This is a genomic window from Erysipelatoclostridium sp. AM42-17, from assembly GCF_003480255.1.
GTDB lineage: Bacteria > Bacillota_I > Bacilli_A > Erysipelotrichales > Coprobacillaceae > Faecalibacillus.
In genome coordinates this window covers 1-1,535 of sequence record NZ_QUIN01000047.1, presented here as the reverse complement: position 1 = coordinate 1,535, position 1,535 = coordinate 1, and the positions used below count along the sequence as shown (strand labels likewise).

Sequence of the window (1,535 nt, the reverse complement as noted above, 5' to 3'; positions counted from 1 at the left end):
AAAAATCAATAGAAAAAACATAATTTTCTTATTGATAATTTCAGGCACACAAAAAAGTGTCTAAAAAATTATTTTTTTAAAACACAGGTAAATATTCGATTGTAAAGATATTAGTTTATAAATTCTTTATCAGGATTATGCAATACAAACCAAATATATCGAATCAGTTTAACTGCACAGTGTCCAAGAGCATTGTAATGTGATTTACCTTGTGCCCGTTTCTTTAAATAGTAGGTATTTAGATTCTTATTATGAAGTCGTACATTATTGGCTGCCCATATCAATGCATAGCGAAGCATTTTGTTTCCTCTTTTACTCATTCTGGTTTTAGATGCCATAAAGGTGCCGGATTGTCTGACCACAGGATCTAATCCTGCATAAGCTACAACCTTTTTAATAGAGTCAAAACGTGATATATTGATAATGGCAGACATGATGTAGGCAATTTCTATAGAATTCAAACCATCGATTTTGTGCAATGGGGATTGACGAGGGATGGGGTGATTTTCAATTTCACTATTGACCTCATCTATCTGCTTTTTTAAATGTTCTAGTGTTTCGATAGTTTGTTTGATTTTTAAAGCCAATGCAGATGAATCAAATCCAATAGATGATTTAGAAGTTTCTTTCATTTTAATGATTTTATCACTGTTGAATTTTTTGCCAGAAGCATCAGAAGCTATTTTTATAAGATGATCAATTCTAACTTTAGATATGCGACTGGCAGTAGGATATACCTTTAATATAGCTCTAATAGCTTTAGAATGGATACTTGATTTAGAAATAACAGATTCCAATTCAGGGAATACGCGATCCAAATAAGTTAAAAGTTTAATTTTTTGTCTGGAAGATTCTGATATTAAACTGTCACGTTGGCTGCACAGTTCTTTCAAATCATTAATGTAGAATTCTTCTTGTATCAAGTCATGGTATGAAATCATTAAGAAACGAGCGATAGATTTAGAATCGATATTATCATTCTTAGCATCGCGAATAGATATCTTTCTGAATCTAGATGTTTGAATAGGATTAAGTAAGTAACATTGAAAATCCTTTTCAGTTAAAAAGTTAAATAAGCTTTGATGATAATGGGCAGTAGATTCAAAACCTACTACACAGTCATCAAGTTTAGAAATATGAGATAATAATGAATTAAAACCTTTGACATTATTATCGAAGTGAAGTGAGTCAATAACCAGTTCACCAATAACTGAGTTAAAAACAGAAGCGACGTGTTCAAATTTGGCAACGTCAATGCCAACAAAATGTGTCATAAAAAAGACCGCCTTTCTAGAAAACCTTGTCAGATTTCTATGGCGATCTAATCGTATTCTTGTAAGACATAAGAACACACTTTAAGTGGCTCATCCAACTATAAACGAATTTAGTAAGGGCCATAGACTCACTCTCCTTAAAGTAGATTAACTACAATACATGTAAGAGAACTAAGGTTTATCTACTAATATTCTAAATAAAAGGTTAGAAAGGATAAAGTGATATTTATGTACTGGCAAGGTACGTTTATATCATACAAG

The 1,535-nt window shown here is 31.5% G+C and carries 1 protein-coding gene; it reads right to left on the bottom strand.

Annotated elements, in window-relative coordinates; translation table 11 throughout:
- Window positions 1–110 precede the first annotated feature (110 nt).
- Window positions 111–1,274 carry an IS110 family transposase gene (locus tag DW911_RS10835; RefSeq protein ID WP_118607814.1) on the bottom strand — a complete coding sequence of 388 codons (1,164 nt, stop codon included), beginning with the start codon at window positions 1,272–1,274 and terminating at the stop codon, window positions 111–113.
- Window positions 1,275–1,535 lie beyond the last annotated feature (261 nt).

Excerpts from the sequence above, each read along its gene's own strand:
- DW911_RS10835 (WP_118607814.1), bottom strand. The coding sequence starts at position 1,274 with ATGACACATTTTGTTGGCATTGACGTTGCCAAATTTGAACACGTCGCT.